The 22,440-nt window shown below is 44.0% G+C and carries 19 protein-coding genes; 11 read left to right on the forward strand and 8 right to left on the reverse strand.

Going from position 1 to position 22,440, the window contains the following annotated elements; translation table 11 throughout:
- Positions 1-151 precede the first annotated feature (151 nt).
- On the forward strand, positions 152-763 hold the full coding sequence (locus WC526_02495; protein ID MFA5061988.1) for a hypothetical protein: 612 nt from the start codon (positions 152-154) through the stop codon (positions 761-763).
- Between the two features lie 210 nt (positions 764-973).
- Here WC526_02495 and WC526_02500 read toward each other — a convergent pair whose 3' ends face one another.
- Entirely contained in the window at positions 974-2,341 is a 1,368-nt protein-coding gene (locus tag WC526_02500; GenBank protein ID MFA5061989.1) for an O-antigen ligase family protein, read from the reverse strand.
- A gap of 68 nt (positions 2,342-2,409) precedes the next feature.
- Here WC526_02500 and WC526_02505 point away from each other — a divergent pair, with 68 nt between their 5' ends.
- Entirely contained in the window at positions 2,410-3,480 is a 1,071-nt protein-coding gene (locus tag WC526_02505) for a radical SAM protein (protein MFA5061990.1), read from the forward strand.
- Complete coding sequence (locus WC526_02510) at positions 3,456-5,471, forward strand: putative glycoside hydrolase (protein ID MFA5061991.1); 2,016 nt, start codon at positions 3,456-3,458, stop codon at positions 5,469-5,471. The genes WC526_02505 and WC526_02510 overlap by 25 nt, the downstream gene beginning before the upstream one ends.
- Here the strand turns inward: WC526_02510 and WC526_02515 are convergent, their stop codons facing one another.
- Entirely contained in the window at positions 5,472-6,362 is an 891-nt protein-coding gene (locus WC526_02515) for a PLP-dependent lyase/thiolase (GenBank protein ID MFA5061992.1), read from the reverse strand.
- Positions 6,363-6,435: 73 nt separating this feature from the next.
- Between WC526_02515 and WC526_02520 the strand changes: the two genes are divergently transcribed.
- Entirely contained in the window at positions 6,436-6,603 is a 168-nt protein-coding gene (locus tag WC526_02520; protein ID MFA5061993.1) for a hypothetical protein, read from the forward strand.
- On the opposite strand, the gene WC526_02525 is transcribed toward WC526_02520, so the two are convergent.
- Genes WC526_02525 through WC526_02545 form a run of 5 tightly spaced genes read right to left on the reverse strand, consistent with a single transcriptional unit; the run spans position 6,572 to position 12,202 of the window.
- Positions 6,572-7,981 carry a Mur ligase family protein gene (locus WC526_02525; protein ID MFA5061994.1) on the reverse strand — a complete coding sequence of 470 codons (1,410 nt, stop codon included), beginning with the start codon at positions 7,979-7,981 and terminating at the stop codon, positions 6,572-6,574. The two genes, WC526_02520 and WC526_02525, sit on opposite strands and share 32 nt — an antisense overlap.
- Positions 7,982-7,983: 2 nt before the next feature.
- Entirely contained in the window at positions 7,984-8,631 is a 648-nt protein-coding gene (locus tag WC526_02530; GenBank protein ID MFA5061995.1) for a hypothetical protein, read from the reverse strand.
- A 2-nt stretch (positions 8,632-8,633) separates the two neighbouring features.
- Positions 8,634-9,755 carry a phospho-N-acetylmuramoyl-pentapeptide-transferase gene (locus WC526_02535; protein ID MFA5061996.1) on the reverse strand — a complete coding sequence of 374 codons (1,122 nt, stop codon included), beginning with the start codon at positions 9,753-9,755 and terminating at the stop codon, positions 8,634-8,636.
- 1 nt (position 9,756) lies between these two features.
- Complete coding sequence (locus WC526_02540; GenBank protein ID MFA5061997.1) at positions 9,757-10,557, reverse strand: hypothetical protein; 801 nt, start codon at positions 10,555-10,557, stop codon at positions 9,757-9,759.
- Between the two features lies 1 nt (position 10,558).
- The gene (locus WC526_02545; GenBank protein MFA5061998.1) at positions 10,559-12,202 is read right to left on the reverse strand and encodes an NUDIX domain-containing protein; all 1,644 of its coding nucleotides are present in this window, start codon (positions 12,200-12,202) and stop codon (positions 10,559-10,561) included.
- Positions 12,203-12,245: 43 nt separating this feature from the next.
- On the opposite strand from WC526_02545, the gene murB reads away from it, so the two are divergent.
- The 5 genes from murB (at position 12,246) to WC526_02570 (ending at position 18,627) form a co-directional block, all read left to right on the forward strand.
- Positions 12,246-13,205, forward strand: coding sequence for a UDP-N-acetylmuramate dehydrogenase (murB, locus tag WC526_02550; GenBank protein MFA5061999.1), 960 nt, complete (start codon positions 12,246-12,248; stop codon positions 13,203-13,205).
- A 14-nt stretch (positions 13,206-13,219) separates the two neighbouring features.
- Complete coding sequence (gene raiA, locus WC526_02555) at positions 13,220-13,582, forward strand: ribosome-associated translation inhibitor RaiA (GenBank protein MFA5062000.1); 363 nt, start codon at positions 13,220-13,222, stop codon at positions 13,580-13,582.
- A gap of 1 nt (position 13,583) precedes the next feature.
- Entirely contained in the window at positions 13,584-15,833 is a 2,250-nt protein-coding gene (locus WC526_02560) for a sulfatase-like hydrolase/transferase (protein MFA5062001.1), read from the forward strand.
- A gap of 69 nt (positions 15,834-15,902) precedes the next feature.
- Positions 15,903-16,268 carry a hypothetical protein gene (locus tag WC526_02565; GenBank protein MFA5062002.1) on the forward strand — a complete coding sequence of 122 codons (366 nt, stop codon included), beginning with the start codon at positions 15,903-15,905 and terminating at the stop codon, positions 16,266-16,268.
- A 100-nt stretch (positions 16,269-16,368) separates the two neighbouring features.
- Positions 16,369-18,627, forward strand: coding sequence for a 1-deoxy-D-xylulose-5-phosphate synthase N-terminal domain-containing protein (locus WC526_02570; protein MFA5062003.1), 2,259 nt, complete (start codon positions 16,369-16,371; stop codon positions 18,625-18,627).
- Between the two features lie 32 nt (positions 18,628-18,659).
- Here WC526_02570 and WC526_02575 read toward each other — a convergent pair whose 3' ends face one another.
- Positions 18,660-18,857: a hypothetical protein gene (locus tag WC526_02575; GenBank protein MFA5062004.1), complete on the reverse strand. Its 198-nt coding sequence runs from the start codon at positions 18,855-18,857 to the stop codon at positions 18,660-18,662.
- A 95-nt stretch (positions 18,858-18,952) separates the two neighbouring features.
- Between WC526_02575 and WC526_02580 the strand changes: the two genes are divergently transcribed.
- Together WC526_02580 and rlmN are read left to right on the forward strand one after the other, a co-directional pair.
- Positions 18,953-21,409 carry a cation-translocating P-type ATPase gene (locus WC526_02580; protein ID MFA5062005.1) on the forward strand — a complete coding sequence of 819 codons (2,457 nt, stop codon included), beginning with the start codon at positions 18,953-18,955 and terminating at the stop codon, positions 21,407-21,409.
- Complete coding sequence (rlmN, locus tag WC526_02585) at positions 21,402-22,412, forward strand: 23S rRNA (adenine(2503)-C(2))-methyltransferase RlmN (protein MFA5062006.1); 1,011 nt, start codon at positions 21,402-21,404, stop codon at positions 22,410-22,412. Before WC526_02580 ends, rlmN begins: the two co-directional genes overlap by 8 nt.
- The last annotated feature ends 28 nt before the right edge of the window (positions 22,413-22,440 follow it).

The following is a 22,440-nucleotide window of genomic DNA, read 5'->3' on the forward strand; positions in this document are numbered from 1 at the left end:
AATCAGTAACAGCAATTAATAGTGCACCTTATTCAACAACCTCTCCGATTCCGGAGAGGTAAGGAGGAAACAGGGGAGCTGCTTCGGCCGCTCCCCACTCTCATTCTGTTTAGAACTTTAAAATTATAAATAGAATGAGAGGAGGATTACGATGAACAAGTTCATGTGGGTCGCGCTTTGCGCGGCTTTGACCGGCTGTACCTTTGACAAGAGCGCCCTTGGCCCTTGGGCACAGGACGCTTTCCCTGACGCAGATTCCGCGCCAGACGTGTCTGTGCCCGACGGCGGTGTCCATGACACCCTGGGTCACGACACCGGTCGCGACACCATCGCGACCGACACCCTGCAGAGTGACACACTCCAGAGCGATGTGCTCCAGCAGGACACCCTGGTTCAACAGGACGTTCTGCCCCAGACCGACGCTCCGCCGTATGCCCAATGCACCGGTATGGAGATGGAGTTCTCCACCCAAAAACTGGCGCAGATCAGCGACTGTGAACAGTTCAAGGTGGATGGCCAGCACCCGGAGTTCACCCCGGTCACGGAAGTGATCATCATTCCGGGCGGTGTCTGTACAGTCATCTGTCACGACAAGGCCGGCGGCGGAAGAACCGTCCTGCCCGACAAGTGCCGGGGGTTGTGGAGCGCTCCATACACCTACGCTCCGTGGACCCAGACCGGTTGCAGGCAGTTGCCTGCCAACGTGGGTCAGACACCCGATCAGTCGGGTTGTGACTGGCTCCCGGATTGCACGGTCTTTTGACCCAGCCCACCAAGTTCAGCCCTCCCCGGGGGAAGAGGCGGCGAGTATTCTAGCCGTTCCAGCCGCCGCCTCTTCCTTTTTCCATTTTTGCTCGTCAATATCTGATGACTAAAAATGGCAGAGAAATTTGCCAACAAAAAATCCACCCTAATTGCCCGGCTTAACAATTCGTTGTTTCGCTAGGTAACTCTCTCTGGGTGGTTTTTTGTTTTAGACCTTTTTATACTCGCAAGCCCACACACCCCAAACCGCCCACATCCACCAAATCACCGGCGTGTGATGCAACATGTTGTCCGACAAACTCAAGACCAGATAAACGATTATACTGGTAATAAAAACAATATTTTTCCAATTATTTTTTATTCCGAATTTAACTTGTTCCCAAAGCAAGGCGGCAAAAATTAACAGATACAATCCAATGCCGATCAACCCGCCTTCAAAGGCAATTTTTAAAAAATCATTATGCGCTTCGGAAGTATTATCCCACAAATTTTGTATGCCTTTATTATTATCCCAAACCGTGGCAAAAGATCCGTAGCCATAACCAAGCACCAGCCGGTCTTTGATAAGCGGTAAGACCTTAGTGGCCACATCAATGCGCCAGGAGACCGAATCAGATTCTTCGTTTCTGGCCGTGAGTCGGGAAATAATGCCGTATGACTGCATGTTGTAGTTAAAATTATTTATCAAGAATGCGTTAAGCGGATAAAAAATCAGATAAAACAAACCCGCGCCAATAATCAAATACAATACCAATTTTTTAAAATAGATTATGCCGACTACCAAAAGAAGCACGGCCGTGCCGATCCAGGCGATGCGGGTGTAAGTGAGAGCGATAATTAATAACAAAAATATACCAATCGCGTTTTCTAAAGACAATTTATTTTTAAAAATATTATGCTTTTCCGGGTATTCGTGCAGAAGAACTGTGAGGAGCAGTAGAGCAAAAGTTGCCATTATATTCGGGTGGGCAAAGGTGCCGTAAATTCTGTTTCTGATGTCATCTATATTCATGCCGGTCTGGGAGATAAATTGGTAAACGCCCACGGCCAGGGGGATGATGGCGGCACAAATTAAACTTTTTATAAAATCTTTTTTAAATTTGACTCCATTTTTGCTGTATAAAATATAGGAAATGCCGAACAGGGCGAACAAGTTGGCCGCTTTCATGGTTTCGGTGATGGTGGCGGCGACATCATAACTGTAAACAAGCGTGATGGCGCACCAGGCCAAAAACAAAATCCAGGGAATAATCGCCGGAATTTGCTTGAGGTATGACCGGTGTTTCCAAAAGAAATAAGCGGACCAGATTAAAAGCAGGGTAGAGAGCGCGGCATTGATGTTGAAATTAAAACTTTGATATGAAAACAGAGTGAAATCCCGCCAAATATCAATCGCCGGCCGGACTATCAAAAGCATCAGGATAAAATATTCGCCCAGTATTTTTTGAAAGATTATAAAGATTATTACCAAAAAAACCAGGATGTCCAAACTGGTATAGGGATTAAAGATCGCGAAGACGGCTAAAATAACAACTAGTAATGCTGAAAAAGAGAAACGCTTGAGATAGGAAAGCATAAGTGGATGGTTTTATTGAGTATAGCACAATTTTGGAGTATAATAAAGTCAAATAACAATAAACCCATATGGTCAAACTCCCAATTGATTGTGTTTTAGCTGTAACCTATAACTGCAACTCCAGATGTATCATGTGCGATATCTGGAAAATTCACGGCTTTCCCGAGTTGCCGCCGTCGGAATTTAAAAAACTACCCTCCAGCTTGCGGGACATAAACATCTCCGGCGGGGAGCCGTTTTTGCGTCCGGATTTGCCGGAAATAATCACCAATGTGGCCAAGGCCTGTCCCCAAGCCAGAATTATTATTTCCACCAATGCTTTTGCCACTGATTTGGTCGTCAGCCAAATGAAAAAGATTTTGCCGATTAAACCGGATATTGGCGTGGCCATTTCCGTTGACGGCATCGGAGAGATGCACAACCAAATGCGCGGCATTCCGGACGGCTTTAATAAGGTCATGAAAACTTTAACCGAAATTAAAAAATTGGGCGTTAAAAATTTGCGGCTGGGTTTTACCATCACCGAAAAAAACGTCGCCCATCTGAAAAAAGTTTATGATTTGACCCGCGAACTGGGCGTGGAGTTCACCCATAGTTTTGCCCAGAGCTCCGAGTTTTATTTTGGCGGTAAGCAAAACACGGATTTTAAAGAAATCGGCGAGGAGTCCTTAACCGAAAATATGGCCTTGGGCACCGAAGACGAACATCACTTATCAAAAAATCTTAGAGATTTATTAGATGAAGAATATAAATATCTGATAAAGTCAGAACTCAAGAGTTGGAATCTTAAGCGCTGGGCCCGGGCCTATTTTGCCAGTGGCATGTTCAAATTCATAACCAGTCATAATCCGATTTTGTCCAACGCTCCGGGCCGGGATTTTTTCTTTATGGATCCCAATGGAATTATTTATCCGTCGGTGGTGCATAACTTCAGAATGGGGGACTTAAGACAAATTGAAAATTTCGCGGAGTTTTGGGGTTCGGAGGCGGCCGAAAATGTCAGACAGCAAGTTACTGACAGCAAGATACCGGTTTGGATGATCTGCACAGCCAGAACGGCAATCAAAAAACATCCGTTTAAAGCGGCGTGGTGGTTGGTTGAAAATAAGTTTTTATGGCGCGCAAACGCAAACCAATAGGTAAGATAATATTTTACAGAGCCACAGTATCAGTATTTTTTGCCATCTTTATTGTGGTTTTTTTAGTTTGGCAAAAAGCGCACAGTTCGGCTCCGCTTCTGGCCAATTATTATCTGGGCACTTTGCCGACCGATGCTGACAGTATAAAGAAATTATCAAAAAATGATTTGCTTATTTTGAGTCCGGAGCAGGCCATTGTCCGCAAAAACGTCATCAGCCAAATAAAAAAAGATAATCCGAATATCATTTTGTTGGCCTATGTGCCCAGCCAGAGCTACAACATGGCTTGGCAGCAATATCCGGCCAACACTTTGTTTGGCGATTTTCAGGTAAAAAATAATTGGTGGCTGCGGGACGACGAGGGCAATGTCGTTTCCAATTGGCCGGGACTCAAAAATACCAACATGAGTTTGGAGTGGACTGATTATCTGGTCAATTTTGTCAAAACAAAGATTCTATCCGCCGGGGTCTGGGACGGAATTTTTTGGGATATGGTCAATGACGGCATTTCCGGAACCAACAAAGGTGATATTGATTTAAACGGCGACGGACAAAAAGACACTGCCCGTCTGGCCGATGTAGAGTGGGTAAACAGAATTGATTATTTGCTAGAGCGCAGTCAGGAGCTTAATGTTAAATACATTATCATGAACGGCAGTTCCATACCCTCAATGCAGGAGTATGTAAATGGTCGGATGTATGAAAATTTTCCCACCCCATGGGAAAAGGGCGGATCCTGGAGCGGAATTATGAACGGCCTGGAAGTAAACCAGCAAAGTAATAAACAGCCGCTTATTTATGTGATCAACGCCAACACCGGCAACACCGGCAAAAGCGACAACTATCGGAGAATGCGTTTTGGGTTGGCCAGCAGTTTAATGGTCAATAATGTTTATTTCAGCTTTGATCACGGCGACGAAAATCACGCGCAAATCTGGTGGTATGATGAGTATGACGTGAATTTGGGCGAGCCGATTGGCGAGGCGCAATCCGTGAGCGGCAGCGCCAATTTTACGGAAGATGTCTGGCGCCGCGACTACACTAACGGCGTGGCCATAGTTAATGTCACCACCAAATCCCAAACAGTTGATCTGGGTGGGGAGTATGAAAAAATCACCGGCAAACAGGATCCGGCCGTCAACGACGGATCAATCACTAACGCCGTTACATTGGGCGCCAAAGATGGTTTGGTGATGCTTAAAACCTTTCAGACCTTACAGGGCGTGACTTATCCCAACGGTTACTTTTTGAGTTTTTATGACATAAATGGCAATCGTGTCAGAAACGGCTTCTTTTCTTATGACGAGGAAGCGCAGGGCGCCGCCAAAATATTTGCCGGGGACTTAGACGGACAGGGCCGGGTGGAAAAAATCACCGCCGAAGGATTTAAGTTAAAAATTAATGACAGCAACGGCGGTATTTGGTATGAGGACTTTCCTTTTGGAGGAAACTATAAAGGCGCTTTGGATTTCGCGCCGGGCAAATTAAACGGCGCCACTGAAAATTCGCTGGTGGTTTCCGGTAACTCGGGCGGCAAGGTGCAGTTATACACTTATTACGGCGCGAACCTGATTGATAACGTTTATCCTTTGGGAAAAAAATATCAGGGCGGATTTTCGGCGGCAATCGGAAATGTTGACGGCACCGGCAAAGGAAACATCGTTTTGGGCACGGGCACCGGCGTTCAGGCGCAAATTTTAATTTACGACAGCAACTTAAAGAAAGTTAAAAAAAGTTTCTATATTGAAAATAAAAATTATAAAAAAGGGATAAAAATAGCCGTTGGCGATATCAACGGCGACGGCAAAGATGAAGTGGTAGCGGTTTTAAGTTCTGCCAGCGGCTCGCTGGTGCGAACCTTTAATTTTACCGGTAAAAAATTATCTGAATTTAAAATTGCGCAGGGATTCGCGGGCGCGCAGGTGTCTGTTGGAGCTTTGGATGTAAATTTTGATGGCCGCGCCGAAGTTATTTTGATGAACGGGCAATAATTATCTGCCGGTAATTAGACAAACTACTGGTCCGTCAAATTTCCAATTATCACTAAGTGCTTGTGTTAATCCGACAACCGACAGTGCGCTATTAGGAGAAACAGAAATATTTTCTGTTTTTTTAATTAGTTTGATGGCGGTTTTTAGATCATTGTCGCCGGCCACCCAGCCGCTTCCGTGTGATTCATTGACCGCTTTATCCACTTCGGCTTTGCGGAAGGCAATTTTATCCACAATCGCCGAGGCCAGGGAAGTGTTTATTGTCGCGGGTGTGTGAGTGCCTTTAACTTCGTCCACAATCGGATGGCAATGCGCGGTTTGCACGATATGAATTTGCGGTGAGATTTTTATTTTTTTAAATCCGTCATACAACCCCTGGGCAGTGGTGCCGCTCGAAGTGGGAATAAAGACCGCGTACAAGTTTTTTATTTTTCCAAGTTCTTCGGCCAGTTTTTCATAACCCGTTAAAGCGCTGTCGTCAGTGGACTGGCGCAAATTCTTGGCCAGATCTTTTTTATCCAGCTGAAAAGACGATTGTTTCGGATTTTGCACCTGTGTAACGGTTATCGTTTTTGTTTTGCCGGCTGTTTTTTTAATTAAATTTAATTTACGGGCGTCTATATGTTCGCCGACAAAAATTTTCAGCGTAAAATCATCGGCATTTTTTTTATTTAATTTTTTTATGGCGTATATGGCGGCCAAAGCGGCATTGCCGGATGAGGAAATACAAAAATTTCTCCAGCCCTCTTTTCGGTATTTATCCACCATCAGAGGTATGGATCTGCCCTTGTGCGAGCCGTAGGGGTGCAGGTCTTCGCGTTTTAAAAATAACTCGGTTTTGAGGCCGAGGGCCCTGGCCAGTTTCTTTGCTTTTAGTTGTGGAGTAATCATAGAAATTAAATCTTGCGTCCCAAACCGGAATATTGTATAATGTATTTTGCCTTAACTATTAACTTATTTATTTATGTCTAAACTTCTTTGTCCGGAGTGTAAAAATGAGGTTGATTTATCCAAATATCCGAATTTGGCTGTTGATAGCGTGGTTGAATGCAATGTCTGCGGCATTACTCTGCTCGTTACTGAAAAGAACGGAGAACAGATTACAGCTGAAGTTGTGGATGAGGGCAAGTAACCAGTTTGTCAATCATGCCTCTAAAGCCGTGCGAACCCAGGAAGACGACCACGTCTTCTTTTTTGGTATTTTTTAAAATATAGTCAATCAACTCGGTGTCGTCCGGTATGTGAATTGTTTGCCGGTGGGTTTTGGAAATAATTTGTGCCAATTCTTCGCCTTCAAACGGCAGTTCGGTTTCGCTTGAGTCAACTTTTAATTTGGTCAGAGTTGGTATGATTACCTCGTCGGCCGGTGTAAACGCATTATCATAACCCGGAGCGGATTGCGGTCGGCGATGGCCGGTGTTCGGTTCAAAAATAGCGATAATTTTACTTTCCGGATAAATTGTTCGCAAGGTTTTTAAAGTGGCTCTGGCCTTGGTGGGCGAGTGGGCCAGATCGTCATAAATAGTTATATCGCCTTCAGCTTTTTTTTCCAAACGGCGTCTGATGCCTTTAAAGGTGGCAATGCTGTTTAATATGGTGTCTGCATCTATGCCGCTTTCATAGGCCACGGCAAAACAGCCGCAAATATTTTCCGCCATGTGTTCGCCTAAGACGGGTGCGAACACTTGGTAGGTCTCACCCCTATTTTCAATGGCAAATTTTATGCCGTCTTTTGTCTGACTGATATTTTTATACACGTAATCGGCGTTGCTTTTGCCGTAAGTAATGGCTTTTACGTCTGCGATTAATTCTTTGATATTTTCACCGTCAATGCAGGCCACGATCAGACCTTTTCTTGGGATTAATTTGATTAAGTCCTTAAAGGCCTTTAAATAGTCCTTAGCTGTAGGGAAAACATCGGCATGATCCCACAACGCCGCGGAAAGTAGTAGGTGAGTGGGGGAGTAGAGCATAAATTTTGGCCGATTGTCCCAGCGCGCGGTTTTGTATTCATCACCTTCCAGAACGCTCCAGCCCGACCGGTTTTTGTCTTTGCGGAGTTTGGCGCTAAGGGGCATATTCAAACTTATCCCGCCGAACATATAACTCGGTTGTATTTGTGCGTTTGATAAAATCCAGGTGAGCAGGGCCGAGCTTGAGGTTTTGCCGTAGGTGCCGGCGCAAACTACTGAATGATCCTGAACAATATATTCGGCCACAACCTCCGGATATGATTTTATATTTAATTCATTTTCTCTGGCCGCGAAAAATTCCGGATTGGTGGAGCCGGCCACGTTTCCCACCACCACAATATCCGGCCTGTCGTCTCTCATCATTTTTTCCGGATGCCAGCCCGGGTAAAAATTAATTCGGTGTTTTTTTAAATGATCCGAAATCGGCGGATAAAACCCAACATCACTGCCGGTCACTTTCCAGCCGTCTTCGCTAAAGGCAATGGCGAGCGCGCTCATTGCCACTCCGCAGATGCCGATAAAGTGGATGTGTTTCATAATTATTTGAGCAGTTTTTTTAATGCCGCTAAATCAGTTTGCCATTTTTTTCCGTCAAACCATTCCAAACCGGCGAATTGCAGTTTGTATATATCAGTCGGCCTTTGAGCAGAACCCAGATAAATATATTTCTTCTTATTTTTTTTGGCGTATAAAATCGCTTTCAGCATCATGCCCATACCCAAATTTGAATTGGCTTTGGCTAAGTTATAAAAAGGATAGCAGTAGTGTAAAATATGTTTTGTTTCCAGGGCTATACAGTAGCCGATCGTTTCATCGGCCAATTCATATTTCAATAGTAAATTAAAATTACTTTTTTTGGTATCAATTATTAATTCTTTTATTTTCTGCGCGCTGAAAGTTTTTTCACCGAATTTGATCGCGTAAAATTCTTTGCCCATTTTATGTATGCTCCAGTCATAATCAGAATAGGGGATGGGTGCGGTTTTGAGCGCAACATCTTCGGTTTTTTTCAGTATCCTTCTATTTTCACTAGACAGTTCAAATTTTGCTAAATTTATTCTCAAGCTTCGGGTCTGGTTCATTGCACCTTTTCCAACCCGCGTGAAAACAAAGCCGTCACTATAGAGAGAATCAATCGTGTGCGCGTCAAATTTATTTATGGTTTTTTCTTGCCATTTCAAATACATACCTATTTATAAATACTTATCCAAATAGATAAAATAATAAAAAACGACTGCACCAGCCAAAAACGCATGACAATTTTTTCTTCAGCCCAGCCCTTGAATTCAAAGTGATAATGCAGGGGGGACATTTTAAATAATCTTTTGCCAATCAAGCGGCGGAAAAAAACCTGCGCCATAACCGTTAAAATTTCAATGTAGAAAATAAAGCCCAGCAAAGGCAAAAGCATGGTGCGGTTTATGGCGATAGCATTTATGGCAAATAATGCCCCCAGCCCCAGCGAACCCACATCGCCCATCTGAAATTTAGCCGGCTTGACGTTAAAATAGGTGTAAACAATCAACGCGCCCACGACCGTGGCGTTTAAAATGGTAAAGGACTCTCTGCCTTGCACCCAGCTTAAAATCGTCAGCCCCAGGAAAGATAAAATCAAAGATCCGCCGGCCAGGCCATCCATGCCGTCAGTGATGTTAACGGCATTGGCAGTAAACATCACAAAGAAAATCACAATCGGAATTATCCACCAGCCCACAAACGCCTGCCCGTCAAACGGAATCCACAGAGAGTGCCATTGCGGACCCAATTTAAAATATATCCACCAGGCAGTCACTGCTCCGGCCAAAAACTGGAATAAAAGTTTTTCATGCACCTGAATGCCGCGGCCAGGATGAGAGCCAAAAATAGACGTCAAAGATCTAAACGCTTCCCAGGGCAAAGTGATGATATACCACAGTTTCATGTACCATTTTTTGTGAACTTTTATTAAAGTCCAAACGTGAGCCAGTTTGCGCTCACGTCGTTTTTTTCCAAAGATATTCAAAATATCATCGGTGGCGCCCAAGAGGGCGGAAATACCCATCACGCCGATAGGCACGAAGGTATTTTCACGATTCCAGTTAAAAAGAATAGTGATAACCGTAACCGTAATAATGACCAAGAGTCCGCCCATAATCGGCGTGCCCACTTTTTCCTGCCGGTCTCCCTTTAAAGTAAAATCATACTCATCGCGGCGCGTAATCCTGAATTTATTTAAGAATTTGATCAGGAGCGGCGCAAATAAAAACGCGCCAATGGCCGAAGCCATCAGGTAGGTGAGAGCGGTTTGTAAAAGTTCCGGTGAAAAAGACATATTAAAATTTTAATCTTTTCATTTGTAAAATTTCGGCCTGTTGGGCCTCAAGCAAAGTTTCGTTTTTTTCTCCGCTTAATCCTTTCTCAATCCATTCCTGGTCAAGCAAGCCGGCTTCCGGCTTAATAATTTTAATTTGGCCCTTGGTAACGCCGTGACTGTATTGCCCCTCGCTGGACCAGGCCCGGGCATGAACATAATTAATAATCTCGCCGGTATTTTCGGTCACAAGCAGCATATGGTTGCGCGTTTTTCTCGGTCCGGTTTTGAGCATCACAATCAAATCGCCCGGCTTTAGTTCGGACATGGCGTTTACCGCGACAGAGTTTTTTGAATTGGCATAGACCGATACGGACATTTGTTCCACCGGCCGCAGTTTACTGATAATCCATCTGAAAAAATTACGGGGCGAAGTTATAAACATCTTTTTGCGCAAGTCAACGTGTTTGGTTTCCAAAAAATGCGCGATCAAAACATGGCTGATAAATCCGGAGCAGTCAACGCCCAAATTATTATCAATCAAAAATTGGCGGATACAGCCGATATGCTCGGCCTCGGAATGCATATGCAGACAGCAGTGGCCGTCTTTATCAAAAATCCCTTTTTTGTACTGCATGGAGATTATCTTGGCTTCATCCACGATTTCCTGCGGCGTGCCCTTGCCGGCCAAAACCCGAAGTTGCGCCCGTCCGCCTACTTTGGCATTATTAAAATACGGGCATCTAATTTCGGCGACGTCAAAAGGCAAATTAAAATATTTATCAATTAATTTTAAAGCATTGGGAGATAGGGTTTGCGCCATACTAATTTAAGGATGCGATTAATTTCTTTTTTAATGATTCCGGCAGTAATCTTACGGCAGGAAGTTTTTTTAAATCCACCCATTCCAGTTCGTAATAGTTATCCGGAGCGTTGCGCGCCTTTTCCGGACCGCCCAAGGCCTCTTCGCCGACAATGTCTTTCGTGAAAAAATAGTATTCATCTCGGTGAGTCAAAATGCGGAGCGGCTTTTTTGCGTCAAATTGAAAATGCAATCCGGTTTCTTCCAGAATTTCCCTCTTCGCCGTGTCTTTTAAGTTTTCATTTTTTTCAACGGTGCCTCCCGGCATGGAATAATACTTGTTTCCGTATTTGTTTCTTTTCATCAATAAAATTTTTCCGTCTTTAATCAGAATGGCTCCGGATCTTTTTGCCGTCCACCGGACTTGTTTTTGGGCGAACATTACTCCGACCAAAATTGCCAGTCCGTCGGCGTTAAACACGTTGTGTTTTTCCATTATTCCTTTTTCGCTCTGAATTCTGACTAAATCTTCGCCGATTTTTTTATTTTCGTAAACTATAATGTTAGTCGGAACATTTTTAATTTTTGGTATGGCCATCGCGTCAATTCTTTCACTCATTCTTTGGATGATTTGGGCGCCATTTTTTATCTCGGCCAGTTTATAGCCATTCGGGCTGATATCAAGCAAACCGGCCAGATGCGCCGCAAAAGTGGATATACTGTTTGAGTTTTTATTTTTATTTTGTAAAACGGACTCGTAGGTGGTTGAAGCCGGCTGGCGGGCATTGACCTCAATCAGGTATAACTTGCCGGTTTTTTCTTCAGCGATTACATCAATGCCAAAAAGTCCTTTCCAGCCGCTTTTTTTAAGTTTTCTGCCGACGTCAGCGGCGATTTTTTGGTATTGTTTGATTTGTTTTTTATTTAAAATTTTATACGGCAGCTGCCAGTCATTGCCGATGGTGGCAAAGGGATTTTCCGTAAAAGGGGAGAGGCCGGTAATTTGATAATTTATGTTGCCAAGAAAAACTTTATCGCCCCAAACCACGTTGTTATTGGTAAACATCGGGCCTTTGATGTAATCAGCCACTCGGGCTTCGCGCAGGGGAAATTTATTTTTTATTTCCGTCAGTTTTTCTTTGGAATCAATTAGCATTGTGCCGCTGCCGGTATGAGAGCGGTTGAACTGAACGATAAACGGGCTCCATCTTGATTTTATGTCTTTGCACAATTGAATTTTTTGCTTTGGCAGATATTTGGTCAGATCACCTAGCCACTTAACCTGGGAAATTTTTTCTTCCACCCGGCCGGAAATTTCCGCCGGGGGATTAATCAGCGTCCAGCCGTTTTGGGCGCAGAGTTTCTCAATCTGGGTCGTATTTTTAAACACCACCACGAAGTCGCCCCTTTTTATTGCCTGTTTGGCGGTTTTGTGTTGTAATAAATCGCGGGTATCAAGCTGGTTTTTGGCTTTTATTAAAATTATATTCGGCCGGTCTTTGGCGACTTTTCGGGCGAAACCGGTGGAGTTGCTGATGATAAAGTAATTATGAATTTTTTTTAAATCCAGCCCGAGCGCGCGTTCCACGTCCCGGCAAACATAAAACAAACGGTGCTTGCCCAGCCGCTTGGAAATGGCGTTTAAAATACCATTTGCTTGAACCATAAATTTACTATATAATAGCGTAGATTATTGAATTTTACAAGGTATGCCAACAGACGCTTTATATGTTGAGTTAAAAAAATTCGGGCGAGTTAAAGCCAATGAACCCTTAGCCAAACATACCACCTTTCAAATCGGCGGTCCGGCTAAGTATTTTATAACTGTTGATAACCGGGAAAAGCTTATTGGCTTGCTTGACTATATAGCCGGAAACGGTCTTGATTATTTTATAATCGGCGGCGGCTCCAATCTGTTGTTCGGCGACGACGAATTTGACGGCGTGGTCATCAAAATTTGCACAACCAAAGAGCCGGAATTTATAAAAAAGAATGATAAATTTAATATCAAAGTCGAAGCTGGTGTTTCCCTGGGCGCGGTGGTTAATCTGGCCGCGCAAAACGGCCTGACCGGGATGGAATGGGCTATTGGCATACCCGGAACGGTTGGCGGAGCAGTGCGCGGCAATGCCGGGGCTATGGGCAAAGACATGTCTCACGCGGTTAAAGAAGTTGAGGTTTGGCGTGATGGCGAGATTTTAAATCTCACGCCAAAGGAGTGTCGATTTGATTACAGAGACAGCGGTTTTAAATACAATAAAGACGTGATCCTTTCAGCCGGTTTGTTTTTGGAAAAAGGCGACAAAAAAGCAATTATGGCGGCCGTGCAAAAACATATGATCCAGCGCGCTGGCCGGATTACCCAGCTTCCTTCGCCCGGCAGCTTCTTTAAGAATATTAAATTAAGTAAATGGCCGGGAGACACCAAACAATTGCCGGAATTATACGTTCGGCGCGGCACGGTTCCGGCCGGCTGGATGATTGATCAGTTGGATTTGCGCGGACTCTCTGAAGGCGGCGCCAAAATTTCTGATGAGCACGGTAATTTCATAGTTAACATCAATCAAGCCACGCAAAAAGACGTGCTAACCCTTGTTGATATAATTAAAGAAAAAGTATACAATAAATTTAGGGTTGAATTGGAAATGGAGGTCCAAGTCGTTAATTAACTATTTATATTAATATGCAAGTCATTGTTACCGGTAAGGGCCTTGAACTTACCGATGCCATCAGGGACTATGCGGAAAAAAAGATAGGAAGTTTAGAAAAATTTTACAATAATATCATCCGTGCGAACGTCAGCGTCGGGGTGGAATCGCATCACCATCAGAAAGGCAGTATCTTCGTGGCTGATTGCAAGCTGGAAGTGCCGGGTAAAGACATTTTTGCCTCAAAAAATGAAAAAACATTATATAAGGCCATAGATAAAATCCGGGATTACCTGGAGAGTGAACTGAAAAAACATAAAGTTAAAGAACGGGTCAAATCAAAAAAAGACATGCGGCAGGTGAGAGAGGAAAAGGAATACAAAACCGAGTTGTATTAAAATGAAAGCAAAGTTGATAAACTTTATTAAAAAAATAGGGTCGGTTGCCTATGCTGTGGCCGGCTCTTTTGTGATTTCCGCCGGCTGGAGCTGGTACCATATTGCCAAGCGCCCCCATTGGCGGTTTGTGCTTATTGCCTGCTTGTTTTGGCTGGGTATTTTTGCGGGTTATTGTATTTTTAAATGGCTGTACGGATACTTAACAACTAAACTAAACCGTCACAATTTTTGGCAAACTGAATTTAAAAAATATCTGGATTCCCTGTTTTTTATATTATCCTTGTCTTTTCTGGCTTTTTTCTCCCGCTGGGAATGGTTGAGTTTGGTTTATTTTCTGTTCATTTTCGGTTTGTTATTTTGGCGCTTGCAATTCTATTTGGGCTTACACCCAAACGGCAATGCCTGGAAAAAAATAAACAGGCAGGTTTTTGTTTTTATTTTGTTTTTATTTCTTCTCTTAAGCGGTTTGCAGTATGCCGCTTATCATTATTACATTCTTGATCCGAATATAAAATTTTACAATATCGTTTTGTTCCGCTCCTGGGCCATGACCATGTTTTGGGTTTTGGGGTTTGCCCTTTCCGGTCTGCTTTACTGGCGGATCAAAAAGAAAGTTTGGCGGCATCTGTTTTTGATTTTTTGGTCACTGCTCTTTGTGGCGATGCTGATTGTCTGGGTGATAAACGTCGGCATTATGTATTTTTCCGGTTTGTATTTAAATCCGGTGATGCTTGGCTATGCCAAAGGCGCGTCATCAGTTATCTTTAATTGGCTCACCCCGTTTTTAATCAGCGGCGGCGTATTGGTTCTGGTTATTTTTGCCCTATTATTCAAACAGGTCATCAGGGCGCATGACTCCGCTTCAAAAAATTACTGGCAGTACTATAATCTGGCTTTGATCGCGGTGGCTTTACTCTCTATTTTTGGACTAAGTTCTTTTAAAAACACGCCCGAATATACGATTGTGCGGTCTTTTTACAGATATTTTGCCGGTCAAAACCAAAATGCCGTGCTTAGTCCGATTGAACAGGCAAAATTGGAGCGATTCGGTTTGCATTTCAATTTGAATGAATTTGCCGTCGCCCACAAAGAAAAAGTTTTCAGCACCGCAACATTCTCATCCAGCAAGCCGAATATTATTATTGTCTTTTTTGAATCATTTTCATCACGCCTGACCGATGTCTATAACCCGAATTTTAAAGGGCTGACGCCCGGGTTGGATAAAATGGCCGCGGATCCGTTTACAACCGTTTTTCATAAATATTACAATGCTTCCACGCCGACCATCACCGGCATCCTCTCACAGCTTTGCTCATTTCTGCCTCCGACCGGCTACAATGAAATTAATAATGAAAAAAAACTGCAGAGAATTTATGCTTTGTGTTTGCCACAGATTTTAAAAAACAGCGGCTACAAATACGCCTCATATATCACGTCAGTGGACAAAAACTATGAAAATAAAAATTCAATTTTAAGCAGTATTGGCGTAGGTGATATTTATGGCACAGCGGAACTGGGCAGGTATATTTCCGCTAAACCTCTTTCCTGGGGATATTCGGACCACCAAATGTTTCCGGCGTTTTGGCAAATTATAAATGAAAAAACCCAGAGTCCATTTCTAGCCATGATTTCCACCATAGACAGTCATCCGCCGTTTAATTTATCCGCGGACATTATTAAATACGGCGATGGCAAGAATAACCTGCTGAACTCCGTATATTCTACCGATGACGCCTTTGCGAAATTTTGGAATGATTTTAAGGCCAGTGATTTATCCAAAAATACAATTTTAATTGCCGTGGCCGACCACGCCGTTTTTCCGGCCGCTTATACAAAAGATATTTTTCCCGATGTGGCCGGCAAAATTAGTTTTTATGATGAAAATATGTTTATGATGTATGTTCCCGACACTGTTTTGCCGAAAAGCGTTGACATGTATTCATCCGGGCTTGATTTTACGCCCACCCTTTTGCAAATTTTAAATATAAACGTGCCAAATTCGTTTGAGGGCCATTCAATTTTTGACGACCAAAAAAATTACCCCAATCTTTTGGGTATGCATGAATTGGAATTATACATAAACCAAATCGGGCCGGACGGAAAAAGAATTATCAGCCATGACATACCGACAGACATTAGTTGCGGTCCGGATGATTACACCACTACTACAAACACACCACTAACTCCGTGTGAGTATCTGGATTTTTATAAATGGGAAAAACAGATGTTTGAGCAGGGGAGAATGTGGTAGGTTGACGGCTTAATCCATTGACAAAAAGGGTTTTTTAGGGTATCCTGTAGGCACAACAGGAGGCACACAATGACCGCCATTGAGCGCAAGCAGGCGAGTTTCAAGCAGAAGAAGTTGCTGGCTCATATCGCCAGGTTTCTCATCCTGGTGATCTGGACAGTTGTCGTGGCCTTCAGTGCCTTTTACAAGTGGCATGAGAATGCGGTGATTTTCACCGCGACCTCCTTCGCCTTCATAGTGGTGCTCCTCATTGAGGAGTGGCGCCGGAGGCAGGATGTGAAGTACCTCAATTGGTGGGAGAGCGAATACACACAGTTGGCGCAGGATTACGCCAATGCGATCAAGGCCGCCACCAGTTCCGCGCAAGCAGAGCTTCAGTACCGAAGGGCCGTGCAGTATCTGGAGACCTTCCGCCCTCCCTGGGGGCGTACCTGACTCACGCGAGCGCGCGGTTGTTGCTAAGGGGGCATGCAGTTCCGGTTCGGGACTGCTTTTTTCTTTTCATAATCTTTTTTCTATGATAAACTATTTCCGTATGCCATATAACATTTTAAACGCCGAAGAGTTTTCCAAACTAAAAAACATGGAGCCAAACCGGTTTAAGCATGATTGCAAAGATTCAGTGTATTTGGATTTGCGCGGTTTGGCCTTGGAGCCGTCAGCCGGTTTTGAAGTTGGCCGTTTACAACATCTGGCCAAAATTTTGCGCGGACTTATTTTTGCCACAGTTGAGGGGGCGCAGTCCGGCCATCCGGGCGGAAGCAGTTCCAAAGTTGAACAATTTTTGGCTATGGTTTTTGGCGGCGCGATGAGTTTTGATCCCACTGATCCAAAAAATCCCGGACGGGACAGAGTTATTTGGAGCGCCGGCCACTGCACCCCACTCTTATATAGCGGCCTGGCGTTAATATATGAAACCTTACGCCGCAGCGGCAGGCAATTTTCCGAAGCGGTTTTACATCCGATTTTTCCCGAGGACTTGATTCGTTTTCGTCATGTTGATGGACCATCCGGACATGCGGAAAGTTTTCACCCGTTATCAGATTACAGCACCGGCCCTTCCGGCCATGGTCTGGCTGCCGCCGGGGGCATTGCCATCACCCACCGCTCCTGCGGATTAGACACTAAGGTTTGGGTGTTTATGGGCGACGCGGAAAGCGAAGAAGGCATGAGTTATGAAGCCCGTAATGTTTTAGCCGCCACCGGCACAAAAAATATCATCGTCAGTTTGGACTTCAACCATTACGGCATTGACGGAAATATAAACGAAGTTATTTCTTCGGATTACCTTAATCATTGGCTGGGTATGGGTTGGAATGTAATAGAGGCAGACGGACACAATCTGACGGAGTTAAACTACGCCTACAAATTGGCGGCGCAGGGGTTTGACAACAGCGCGCCTGCCGTGATCATTGCCCATACTACAAAAGGCAAGTGTTATGGCTCAAAAGAAAATTCCCAGACCTCGCACGGCAGTCAAGTCGCTCATGATGAATATATAAAAATAGAAAACGAGCTTGGTTTTGCAGTCCCCGGCAATAAGGGGAATGTCATGGAAGACATTGCCACCATTTTTGAAAATTTAAAAGAAGAAGATGAATTGTATCTTGATTCCCGTTTTAAAGTCACGGCTGAAAATATCAAATCCGAAGCGAAATTAGTTGAACAGATGAAAAAATCTCTATCCGGCCGGCCGATAGTAAAACCGCAAACCATAAAACGTCCGGATAAACTCCCGCCGGAATTGGTCTTTGAACAGGACACAAAGGTCTCTACGCGCAAGGCCGCGCAGGCCTGGATGAAGTGGCTGATGACCCAAACGGCGTTTTTTTACGCCGGAGCCGGGGATTTGAGCGGGTCGGTTTTGACCAATTCGGCCGAACAGGTTTATGGAATTATTAACAAACAAAATCCGCTGGGTAGGGGAGTAAGATTTGGCATTGCCGAACAAAATATGGCTATGATGTCGGCGGCCATGACCCAGGATGTTTTGCCGGGAAATTTTCAGCCGATTTCAGTGTTTTCAACTTATGCCGTTTTTACCGGTATGATTGCCAATTGCGTGCGTTTGGCTTTGTTTAACAATAGCATTCTTTCGCAAAAAGGTTTTTTCATATTATTGGCTTCGCATGACGGCCCCGAGACCGGCGAAGACGGCCCCACTCACCACGGCCAATTTTGGATGTCTCTCTATGATGCCTTTCCCGGAATAAAGGTATATAAGCCGTTAGATGCCAATGAGACCATAGAGATGTTGTTTTACGCCTTAGAAAAAGGCGAGCCGATTGTTTTATCCGTGGGCCGACCGGATGTGCCGGTGATAAAAAGAATCCATACCTCTCCTCAAGATGCCACACTGGGCGCGTATGTGTTTAAGAATTATTCAAATAATAATCAAGAAAAAATCGTTTTGGCCATTTCCGGATCATTGATTTTAAAAAATGTTTTAGAAATTTTGCCGGAATTGGAAAAGAGTTTGGATGTAAAAATAGTGGCCGTGACTTCGCCGAAGTTGGCTGGGGATAGAATTGGACAAATTTTATCAACCGAAGAAAAAGACAGAGTAATTACTCTGCACAACGGTTGGTCCGGATTTTTAAACTCATTTATCCTGCCGGAAGATTATAAAGCCCGATCAATCGGCGTTGATAATTTCCTAAAATCAGGCAAACCGGATGAATTGTATGAATTGGCCGGCTTAACCCCGGAAAAATTAAAAGAAAAGATATTAGAAAGCCGGTCGCCTAAGTCCGACCGGCTTAACCCGACTCACCACTTGAGCCAGATAGCATGAGGCCTCCTTGGGCCAAGTCCCGGAGCCAGAAATCACTCCAGGAGCAAGAGTAGTTTGTCTGCCGGTACGACCACCGACTGCATCCCGAGCTCACTGCCGGGTTCGTAGAATCTGATGCTGACGTACTGTTCATCCAGCAGTGTTTGGACTTCGGCAGTTCTGTCCTTTTCCTGGTCGCAGACAATACTGCCTTCGTATATCCTTTGCCCGTTGCAATCCCGAGTTTTCATCCCGCACCTCCTTTCCGCACAGAATTGCAAAAATGTGCTATTTCTAGTATAATATTTTTTTAAGAAACAATTAACAATTTTGTCAAGGATAAACTATGCAAAAGGGTCTTTCTTCAGTTGAAGCGGCGGTCAAACTCAAAAATTTTGGCTATAATTCTTTACCGGTAGCGAAGAAGAAACACTGGCTGATGCGTCTGCTCGGTATTTTTTTAGAGCCAATGATGCTTCTCATTTTAATCACCGCGATTGTCTATTTTTTTATCGGCGAAAAAACTGAAACCATTATTTTTTTGTTTTCAATCGTGCCGATTGCCCTAATGGAATTTTTAGAAGAACAGCGCACGGACCAGGCCCTGGAGGCCCTGGATAAAATGATGGTAACCTCTTGCGAGGTTTATCGTGACGGAAAAATCATCACCTTGGAAACAAAATTTTTGGTTCCGGGCGACCTGGTGCACTTAACTGCCGGAGATAAAATTCCGGCTGACGGCTTTTTGGTTGATTCACCCGGCCTGCGCGTAGATGAAGCGGTTTTAACCGGCGAATCAATCGCGGTGGCTAAGTCGCAGGCCATCAGTTTGGAAAAAACCGGCGATGAAACAAAGTTATGGCAAGGCACATACGTCACTCAAGGCGAAGGCGCAATGTTTGTTAATGCCACGGGTTTAAATACATCTTACGGAAAACTCGGTTCATTACTGTCAAAAATCAAAAAATCCAAAACTCCTTTACAGATTAAACTGAATCGTTTACTAAAAACCATAGCTATACTGGCAATTTTAACAGCCGCGGTTGTAGCCATTATTATATCTTTGACCAAGGGGCTGGTAGCCGGAATATTAGGCGGATTAACCATTGCCATGTCTTTAATCCCCGAAGAATTTCCCATTGTTTTTAGCGTCTTTCTGATTTTTGGGGTCTTGAAAATGGCCAAACGAAATGCTTTGGTACGGGAAATGTCTTTGGTGGAAACTTTGGGTTCAGTGACGGTAATTTGTACCGATAAAACCGGCACCTTAACCGAAGGCAGAATGTCGTTAAAGCAGGTTTATTGGCAGGGGCAGGTAAGAGAAATTAACAGCGGCAATAAATCCGGTCTGACCGAATTCATGAAAATAGTTTTGCTGGCCTTAGAGCGGGTGCCGGTTGACCCGATTGAAATTGAAGCCCATAGTTTTGCCAAAAGCATCGGCCTTGAACCGCATGATATTTATGAAGCCCACAGATTGATAGAAGACAAACCCTTTGATGCCAACACCAAAATGGTTCACCATTTATGGCAGGATAAAAATGACGGCTTCTGCCAATACAGCGCCGGCGCTCCGGAATTCATAATTGATAATTGTAATTTAGCTGAACTGGAAAAACAAAAAATAACCAGGGTTTTTGAAGACGCGTCCAATGATGGCTACAGAGTGGTTGGCATCGCTAAAAAATCCGAGGTCAAAAATATCGCAGATAAAGATTTGGAATTCGTCGGTCTGCTTATTATGAGCGATCCGCCCCGACCGGAAGTAAAGGACGCGGTAGAAACTTGTCAGAAAGCCGGCATCAGAATCATAATGATCACCGGAGACAACAGAATGACGGCTCACAGCATTGCCGAAGAAATCGGCTTGGCTCATAATGAAGAAATTTTAACCGGATCGGATATTGCCAACATGTCGCCTGACGCCTTAAGAGATAAGATAAAAACCTGCAGTATTTTTGCTCGGGTTAAGCCGGAACAAAAATATACGATTGTTAAAGATTTGCAGGATATCGGCGAGGTGGTTTCCATGACCGGAGACGGGGTTAACGACGCACCGGCTTTAAAAACTGCCAATATCGGCGTGGCCATGGGCAAAAAAGGCACAGAAGTCGCCAGGGCCGCGGCCGGCATGGTTTTAATGGATGATAACTTTTCCACGATTGTGGGCGCGGTGCGTGAGGGCAGGCGAATTTATGACAACATGCGCCATGCTTTTGTCTTTTTACTGTCTTTTCATATTCCAATTGTCGGTTTAGCGATCATCCCGCTATTCTTTGGTGATTCAATGATTTTTTTACCCATTCATATTATCTTTTTGGAATTGATCTGTGATCCGGCTTCGGTGCTTGGTTTTGAAAGAGAAGCCGCTCGCTACAACTTAATGAAAGAAAAACCGCGTTCTCCTAGTGAACCGATGATCAATTTTCCGCTTGGCGCGCAGGCCCTATTGCAGGGGCTGGGAATACTAGGCATCAGTTTGGTTTTTTATTATTACTTTGGCGTTTATTTAAATAATTTTGAACTTGGCCGCACCACCGCCTTTGCCGCTTTGGTGCTGTCCCAAATCGCGGTTTTATTCTTTTCACGCGAGTGGGTGCAGATAAAAAGTAATAAAGTTATACTAGTAGTGTCCGCGCTGACCTTCATATTTTTGGTTTTAAGCTTGTTTACGGCTTTGCGAAATATTTTTTACTTCGTGCCAATTTCATTGAATCTTTATTTGTTCATAATCGGCGCCGTGCTGGTTTGTAACTTTTTAGTTGGTTTAGCGGTGTCAAAAATAAAAAATAAATATGCCTGATTTGGGCGTTATAATCGCTTCCGAAAAAAAATTCCGCCAGGATCAAATCTATAAGGCCTGGTTTGATGTTGGCATTGATGGTTATGCGCAAATCACCACTTTGCCTTTGGATTTGCGGGAAAAACTAAAAAATTTGCCCTGGCTTTCGGTTGAGTTGGGACTTCTGCAGGAAAGTAAAACAGATAACACAAAAAAGGCGTTGTTAAAATTAAATGATGGGCAAACTGTAGAAACAGTTTTGATGGGCCGCAAGTCAAGAAATACAATTTGTATTTCCAGCCAGGTCGGTTGTCCGATGAATTGCGCTTTTTGCGCCACCGGATCGTGCGGTTTTACGCGAAATTTATCGGCGCAGGAAATTGTGGATCAATATCGCTTTTGGCAAAGGTATTTGGGAGCGGAAGAGGGGATTGATAATATTGTGGTTATGGGTCAGGGTGAGCCGCTACTCAATTATGATAATGTCAAAACAGCCATAAATATTATTTTAAAATACACTGATATTGGTCCCCGGCAAATCACGATTTCAACTGCCGGCGTGCCTGCGGCTATGGAAAAAATGATTGCAGATAAAGATTTTCCGCCGGTTCGGTTTGCCGTATCGCTTCATAGCGCCATTGACGCCACCCGAAAAAAAATAATGCCATCGCATCAGCCCGGCTTTTTTGATTTTTTAATTGATTGGTCCAAAAAATATCACCAGGCCTTTCCGAGTCGGGCGCATTATCTGGGTTTGGAGTATATTATGCTTGATAAAGTTAATGACGATGCCAAACATTTAAAGGCATTTATTAAACTGGCTTCAAAGTTGGGGAGCGTGAGAATTAATCTGATTCCGTATAATTTGATTTCTACCGGCGCGTCAACCGGGGTTTTTACCGGATCGGCGCCAAAAGTAATAGAACACTGGCAGGAGACATTGCTCAATTCCGGCTTTACCAGCACCATCCGCCATTCCCAGGGCCAGGATATTGCCGCGGCCTGTGGACAACTCAAGGCCTAAGGGCTTGACCTATACCTAGGGTATAGGT

The sequence above is a fragment of the Patescibacteria group bacterium genome (assembly GCA_041649475.1).
In the GTDB taxonomy this organism is placed as follows: Bacteria; Patescibacteriota; Patescibacteriia; order Magasanikbacterales; family GWA2-37-8; genus JBAZNA01.